The 7,691-nt window shown below is 54.2% G+C and carries 7 protein-coding genes and 1 pseudogene; 7 read left to right on the forward strand and 1 reads right to left on the reverse strand.

The features are described from left to right. Positions 1-525 precede the first annotated feature (525 nt). The 4 genes from RISK_RS31680 to RISK_RS17525 all read left to right on the forward strand — a co-directional run bounded on the left by RISK_RS31680 (position 526) and on the right by RISK_RS17525 (position 3,365). The gene (locus RISK_RS31680; protein WP_053061214.1) at positions 526-927 is read left to right on the forward strand and encodes a hypothetical protein; all 402 of its coding nucleotides are present in this window, start codon (positions 526-528) and stop codon (positions 925-927) included. Positions 928-1,676: 749 nt separating this feature from the next. Continuing rightward, a complete protein-coding gene (locus tag RISK_RS17515) occupies positions 1,677-2,222 on the forward strand; it encodes a UvrB/UvrC motif-containing protein (protein ID WP_047815637.1) in 546 nt (181 codons plus the stop codon). A gap of 99 nt (positions 2,223-2,321) precedes the next feature. Next, positions 2,322-2,702: a hypothetical protein gene (locus RISK_RS17520; RefSeq protein ID WP_047815633.1), complete on the forward strand. Its 381-nt coding sequence runs from the start codon at positions 2,322-2,324 to the stop codon at positions 2,700-2,702. 147 nt (positions 2,703-2,849) lie between these two features. Beyond that, entirely contained in the window at positions 2,850-3,365 is a 516-nt protein-coding gene (locus tag RISK_RS17525; protein WP_047815634.1) for a hypothetical protein, read from the forward strand. Positions 3,366-4,363: 998 nt separating this feature from the next. Here the strand turns inward: RISK_RS17525 and RISK_RS29900 are convergent. Next, positions 4,364-5,190 (reverse strand): annotated as a pseudogene (locus tag RISK_RS29900) (IS91 family transposase); the annotation flags it as partial. Between the two features lie 352 nt (positions 5,191-5,542). Between RISK_RS29900 and RISK_RS17540 the strand changes: the two are divergent. The 3 genes from RISK_RS17540 (at position 5,543) to RISK_RS17550 (ending at position 7,426) form a co-directional block, all read left to right on the forward strand. Beyond that, positions 5,543-6,073 (forward strand): hypothetical protein, encoded by a 531-nt coding sequence (locus RISK_RS17540; protein ID WP_236696407.1) that lies wholly within the window; start codon positions 5,543-5,545, stop codon positions 6,071-6,073. Positions 6,074-6,176: 103 nt separating this feature from the next. Next, entirely contained in the window at positions 6,177-6,737 is a 561-nt protein-coding gene (locus RISK_RS17545) for a DUF6891 domain-containing protein (protein ID WP_047815635.1), read from the forward strand. 446 nt (positions 6,738-7,183) lie between these two features. Further along, on the forward strand, positions 7,184-7,426 hold the full coding sequence (locus RISK_RS17550) for a phage integrase N-terminal SAM-like domain-containing protein (protein ID WP_047815636.1): 243 nt from the start codon (positions 7,184-7,186) through the stop codon (positions 7,424-7,426). Positions 7,427-7,691: the final 265 nt, after the last annotated feature.

Consider the following 7,691-nt stretch of genomic DNA (forward strand, 5'->3'; position numbering starts at 1 on the left):
CGCGACGAACCATGACATGCACGGGAGGACGGCTTGCGCGGTTTTTGAAGTGGAAAGTCTTCCGTCCGTCCCCCGTGATGTCTACCGTTCGCGGTGTTAACCGACGCCTGTTTTCCATCCCACTGATTGGTGCGCTCGAATCACGCCCATCCGATGCCAGCGGACATCTTTCGCTTGGGATTCGCATTTGAGATGACGGTTTGATGGGTGCGCTGACCAAGACAAACCAACGCCTGATCGTGACCGCACGGATGACCAACGCATTCCAACGCAACACGCACATCCAACGCCCCAAGATGGCAACGATGACAACCAACGCCTGAAGTGCCGACTGCCAATTGGGACACTGAATTTCCCTCGGCGATTTGAATTGGCTACACTGGCAACGTGCGGTGATGGATCGGGCCGTCGTCGTGTTCGAAATCGCGAACCAGTCGATGCACGTGAGTCGCCGCGTTTAGCTTTTTGAAGTGGTCAGTCGTTCGCGGCGACCACGTGATCGTGAACGTTCCCCGACTGAAGATCATGACGCAACCTGTTCACAGCTGCATGACGAAGGCTATCATCGCCGACGGCAACCAGTTGGAAACGGGGCCGCAATGGATCACCTCGCGACGTGCTAGACTTCGTCTCTTCGATGACCACTTGGTTTGCGGCGACTGGACCGTTCACTACGAGGACATACGCGAAGCCGTACTCGCGTCGTTTCGCTCGCCAATTCTTCGCATACCTGGCTACGTTCTTTCCGCTCGCACCGACGACCACACTTATCACTTCGGGTTGAATGGATGGCGATACTGGAAGGGTGATCTGCCCTTTCCTGTGAAACGAGCAAACACGCGACTGCGGATGTCTTGGCTTTCGATGGTGGCAAGGGCTATACTCATCGGGTACGTCGCGTATGCGGTTTGGCGATGGGCAACCTAACATCGATCCCGAAAAGAGCGGGGAACCATCGGATGCACCCGAGTCGGCGAGTCGGGCGTTTTGACAATGGGAAATTGCTCGCGCCGACCGGGTGATCCGCAACGTTATCCGACTGACATCCGAATGATGCAATGTTACCGTCACGCTTCAGACTTCGCACGCTTCTGATAGTCGTTGCCGTTGTCGCGGTTGCACTTGCTGCGTATCCAAAAATACGCCGCCACCTGCAGTGGCGGGAGGCTCGGCTTGCCGTGGAAAATTGGGCTGCTGGGTTAGATCGCTCATCGGACGGCGTCCAGCAATACACACACCTAAAGTTGTCGTTCGATCCATCGCTCCCAAATCCACTGGATGGCATTTCGTACTCCGTCATGACCGCAGAACCCGAAATGGGTACAATGGCCGACGGGACAGTTACTTGGACCACACACGCTGGCACAAAACCCGATCCGACGCGGTTTTTCGTCATCCCGCCTGGTAAATGGGTTGACGATACTGATGCCGTTATCGAAACGTGGGATCGTTACCGAGCAGAAGGATACAAGCACTGACCCCGCCTACTGCTCCTTCGCCCATTTGTCTACTCTGCGAGAACGGAAACAACGATCAAGCGATAGCCTCACTTCGCTCCATGTAAGCGGATAACCATCGCGTGAACCGGAGAACGCGAGCTAAGCGAATTGGCCGTTAGAGACTTACCCGCGCGTTCCCGGTTACGCGTAGCGTTCGTCGACGAGGAAAGTGTCCTGATGTTTCACGTTCCCACCGACGGCAGATGGGACGCGCAGTCGATTGCGGAATTGCTCCGCCACCGCGACCTTGATGCTTGCGCTGTCGACGACACTGTGCGGATCACATTGCCGCTAACGCAACCTCATTCATTAGTCGGTAAACTGGTTTGGAGTCTGTTTCGCCCCAGCCCACCGAAAATCACCATCTCTTATTCCTCCGAGAAATTCATTCGCAACGTCGACCTAGAGTACGACGTAATGAAGATGTCGATGGATTGCCCCTGCTTTGACGACATAGCGGAAGCAATGCGTCAACGTGGCTACTTAGCTGACGATGATCGCAAAATCGCCGCTCGTTACGTCCCAGGTTCTACCGAACTGGCCAAGCTTTTTGACGAGATAGATGAATTGCAGATTCAGAAGGAAGACCTTGTCGCAAAGCAAGATTTTGAGAACGCCGTGATCGTTCGTGACAAAGAAGAAGAGATTCGCAGCATTATCGATGCTATGCTATTCAAATTGGTAAGCCGAACAACCGACACAGAAAACCGCGACGAACCATGACATGCACGGGAGGACGGCTTGCGCGGTTTTTGAAGTGGAAAGTCTTCCGTCCGTCCCCCGTGATGTCTACCGTTCGTCGGCAGAGGCACTGATCTACTCATGGCAATTGAATGGCGTCCGACGCTCAAAGCGATCGCGCTTTCCTTCGTCCTGGGCATGGTTCTTGGGATGGCTTTTGGCGTTTCAATTGCGATTGCCTACCTCATTGGTGGCGAACGTGGCACCGCAATATATGATACTCCTTTCGGCATGATCGCTGGGTTCCTCGTTGGCGTTGTCCCGATTGTGGTCGGCGCACGGTATCTTGTTCGTGAGGTTGCGACTCGACCGTACTTGCACTGTCTGGTTTTCGGTATCGCGAATCTCGCAATCTCGCTTGCATTTTCGCTGTTACCCTCGGAAACCCCTACCAGTTTAACGGACTACCTTTACATGGCTGGCTTGATCCCAGTTGCTTTAATAACTTGCCGCATGATGTAAAATTGCATCTGATACTGATTGCAATTCCAAGAGGAGCGACGAACCAAAAATTGCACGGGAGAACGCGATCCGCTATTTTGGTTACGGAGAATTCCCCGCGCGTTCCCCGTGAATTTAGCCGTTATCCCACATAGGCACGCCTGCACGATGTTTCGCTGGTCCGTCCTCTTCTGCTTGATTCTCGTTTCGCAGGCCATGCTCTTTGCATTCCCGCCGCCTGAAATAAGCCACGCGAAACTATTGCATGACGCAGACCTCGTCCTGATCGTCCAGCCAACGCAAAGCAGTGACTCGAAAGAAGCTACTTTCACTACTCAGGTTCGTGAACGCCTCGTGAACTTCTTTACCGAAGTTAATACTGAGTTACGAGTGCTTAGCGTCCTCAAGGGCAAGCTCGATGGCAAGACTGTCCAGATCGCTCATTTGCGTTACGACTGGCCCAAGGCAAGAAGAAACGGTGAGACCGGCATCGGAAACGGCCCGAAGCCGGTTCAGTTTTTGATCGACCAAGAATCCGATGACCCCTTCGAGCCTGATAAGCTTGTTGGGCGAACTTATCTTGTTTATTTTGTCACCACCAAAGACAATCGCTTGTCTTTTGTTAATGGCGACATGGATTCCCACTACTCTGTCTTTGAAATTACTCGACCTTACCGAAACTAAAGGGATAACCATGGGTTGTTCCGGAGTGGGGCTTGCGGGCGGTTTTTTCTGCTTGCATGTCAAATCTCCCCACCCGGAAAACCCGGACGTTATCCGACTGAATGCGATGATCACGGCAATGCTACCCTTGGCTCGTGATCCACGCTGACACGACGCGTCTTTTGACAAACACTGCTCCGTGCTTCTCCTCCTGATCCTAGTCTGTACCGGCACTCTCGTACTACTGGACTGGGTTCGTGCCGACAATGCCTCGCACCGATACTCACGGTTCGGCCTGCACGGTTCTTACCTCGGTTCTCCATCTCACTTGGTCGTCCTTGGCTACGTTTACCTGCACTACTTCCTGATGTTGACGCTGCTGCCCGTTATGCTACCGACAACTGGAACCTTGCTTTGGTACGGACATGAATTTGGCCCGATTTCCCTGTCTAACGCTGCTCGATTAATGGCGTCCGCTGTTCTGCTATACTGCCTCGCATGTTACATCTTCCGACCAGCACGGCACCGCCGATTGCGTTTTGCGGACTCGCTTGTTGCCTCGTTCGAGATCGTGTTCGTCTGTTCGACATTCTTGGCGGTACCTCAAGACGTCGGATAACCAATAAGGATTTGACTTCGCGTGGATGCGACGGTTGAGTCACTTTCTCTTTCAGCTCTCTTCGTTCGTCGCGGTTCAAAACGCGTCGCCTAGCCGAAGCTCAAGTCCTCTGTTCAAGATGCCCGGTGTTGAACGCCGAGTCGCTCGCCCATTCGTCCTTGAGCTTTGCTTCTGAGCTTAACTCTCCGGTGCAGCCTTTGGTTCGCGTTAAGTGCAGTGCTTCGATGCTTGGACACGTGCTCCGACCCTGGTTGTGCTGAATCGGCAGTGAATGGCACTGATTGAGGTTCACTGCCCGGTGGGTTTGACGCGTGAAATTGCCGTCGAGACATATCGTCCTCCTTCGCCCTCCTGAAGACGTTCGAATTCGACCGGTCATTTCACTTCGCTGGTTCATGCGTTACCCACTGTCGTAGTAGGTCAGCCCGTGCTCGGGGCGGATGCCCTGCGACGAAAACGAGGTGTAGCTGACTTCAACCACTCGCATCACACCGCCACACAGGCGACACTTCATCGGCACGGTCAACGGTTCCGCTTGCGGCGCGTAGCCGCTGCCCAACCAGAAAGTCCAGCCAAGCATCGGCCAGACCAGCCAATTCTCGTCTTCGACTTTCACCTTGCTGCCCGCGCTCATCCAGCCGTAGTGACGGATCTTCATGAAGTTCGTCGGCAGCACGTGCTGCAAAAAGTTGCCCACGAAGTCGTCGCCGGCAACGGTCTTGTTCTGCATCACGTTACCTTTGCGACGAATCCGGTACGTCACAGTTTCCGAATTGACATTCATGATGCGGCTGTCGCTGATCGCGACTCGATGAACGTACGGTGCCAAGTACTTCAGCGTTGGAACTCCGTGCCCAACTGGCTGGATGTCGACGACGAAGTCTTTCGACCAAGCTTCACGGTTGACTTGGCCATACAGCCCAGCGGCACGAAGCTCGTCGGCGAGCTTCACCTTGTAGGTGCGGATCAATGTTCCGTGATGGAACAAAAGTTCTCCGGAGTTCTCTGCCATGACAGGGCGTGGCCACGCTCATCCAGTTTCACTCCGCCACCAGGAACGACATAGTGAACGTGCGGATGATAGGTCGCTGGATCACGCCCCCAGGTATGAAGCACCCCAAAGAATCCAAGTTGGCACCCTTTCAGGCTCTCGGTTGCCGCGCCCACATCGCGAACGCTCTGGCTGCTGGCGCCGAAAAAGCATCGGTAGCCGTCACGCTGAGAGCGTGCACGACCACTTGAAATCTGTCGTCTGGAAGCAATGGCCTGATCACTTTCGAGCCTTCGCAACAAACGAATGCGGCGACTACTTCGCGTTCGACACTGCGCAATCACCATTTAAGATATACTACGTGGGCCCCGAGGACTCCATGCCCGAGGCAATCGCCGGCTGCGAGAATGAAGGGTATGTTCTCGACTCGTTTGACGCTTGGTATGACCGAAAAATTGCTGCTTGGAGAGCGGAAATTTGTGATTTAGGCGAACCAGACGATGCACGTGTGTCGCCGAGTTGAGTTTATTGAAGTGGTGGGTCGTTCGCGGCGACCACGTGATCGTTAACGTTTGGCTATCGAATTAGATGTACGACTTCGGATCCTGGGAAGACCATTGTCACTTTCATGACCAGCGTGATTACGTTGGCTTGGTGGCCTACTGCAAGGACGAAGTCAAGCGTTCCCCCGGCGATCTATACGCTGCCGAGCGTTTGCTACAGGCATTCGTGCTTAATGGCGACTTCAACGACGCAATTGATTTTGGAGCGACGTTAGAACACGATTGCCCGGGCCGAGGGATGTTCTCACATCACATTCTCGACGCACTGTTTGCAATTGGAAAAACTGAAGCTGATTTCGATTGGGCCGAACCGCCAAATATCATACGGCTGGATCAGCGTGTCTCGGATAGCTGTTACGAATTCCTTCGACCCAAGCGGAAGCCTCGAACGCTCGATGATTTCCACACCGAGTTATGGCTGCACGATTACGTTGCATTCTCGGATGAAGAACTGCTACACTATTTGCAACGGGATGACCGCTTCGTCGTGAACGGTGACTCACCCTTGAATGCTGAGATCACCGTCGTGCGCAAACGCAAGAAAGCAGAACAATGACATGCATAGGAGCACGGTTTGCAGCTTTCTTCGCAGTGGATCGTCCACTCTCCGCGTCCCGTGATGCCTAACGTCATGCCGCCAAGCAGAACTGCACGCGAAAATGCTTGAACCTGAAACGATATCTGAGATTTCATCCATGGTCCGGTCTGGGTTCTATTCCCGAGACCGACTGCTGGAAATATTTACCGAGGAAATGTACGCACCCGATGAACTCGACCCTGCAGAGGTGTCTGCTGAGTTGGATGCACAGTTCACTCAATACGAAGAGGAAAAACAGTCCTACCCGCCAACGACTGATTGCGATCGCCTCGACGCTGCGTTCAAAATGATGAACGAACGTGGGGTCGTCGCCATCCAGAATGCTGGCTACACGCAAAGCGACGGATTCGAAGACGTTGGTGAGTCTTACAACCAGCATCCAAACAAGGAGTCTGTTTTGGGCTATTGTTTCTATCACGGCCAGGACCTGGAACGTGCGGTAAACGGCGTGGGATTGTACTTCGCGTTCGGCCCAGTCGACCCCGCAGATGAACAAACTGTCGGCATCGAGGTGGGAAATATCGTTCGCGACTCACTTGAGCGCAATGGCTTGGCGGTCGAGTGGGATGGGACATTTGAAAACCGCCTCAGCGTTCCCAAGCTGAATTGGCAGAAACGTTGATCGGCATCTTTACACGTAACAATGCCGCCCACCGGAGGACGGCACGGGGCGTTTACAAATGGACGATCAAGCCGCCGTCCCCGGTGACGTCATCCGTCGAACCTAATCGTTTCTCTCCGGTGCACTGCCTGGAGATGCGTCCTGGTCTTGAGTGACACGCATCCTGCGTGAGAGAGTGTTGGCGTCCCTGCCAACTCCGTTCCTCCAATTGTTCGACCGCTTACTCTGTTCTGTCGGGCATGCAATCTGCCTCGCGATCGCGCGTGCGTCCCATCTCAGCTTGGATGGCAATGCGTGGGCCCGGGGACAACTCAACGGACCCCTCGCCGAGGGCGGGCGGTTAAAACAGTTATGGGACTGCGCTTTTGGATTTCGCAAGCACGCTGGTGACTCCCTGCTCGCATTCCCATGCGAGCGTTCTCAGCTACCAACCGGAGTCTCAGCCAATGACGCCCTACAAGAAGCACAATTGCCCGGTCACCAAGCGGCTTGCGGAAGACATGTTGATTCGCAACATGCCCCCCCGAACCATCGACGCTTCCACCGATCACGCCAGAAGGTTTGCAGGCTTCATTCAAAAACCGCTCGACGAGGCAACCGTCGAAGACGGTAGAAACTTCCAGCTTTACCTGATCCACGAGAAGAAGATCGGCTATAGCTCATTCAACCAAGCCGCCAGAGCTTGCTAAGCAGGTCGGCAGGAATGATCGGGTAGAACCATGTGAGCCGTTTGGGCGTTAGCCCCGGTTGTGCGTGAAAACCGTGGCTAACGCCAGCGGCTCACATACCCGATGACACCTGCCTACCTGCTTAATCGCTTCTCTCTGGTGCACTGTCTGCACATGCAACCTGGTCTTAAGTGGCACGCATCCTGCGTGAGAGAGTGTTGGCGTCCCTGCCAACTCCGTTCCTCCAATTGTTCGACCGCTTACTCTGTTCTGTCGGGCATGCAAT

Origin of the sequence: Rhodopirellula islandica (genome assembly GCF_001027925.1) — a bacterium.
GTDB classification, from domain to species: Bacteria; Planctomycetota; Planctomycetia; order Pirellulales; family Pirellulaceae; genus Rhodopirellula; species Rhodopirellula islandica.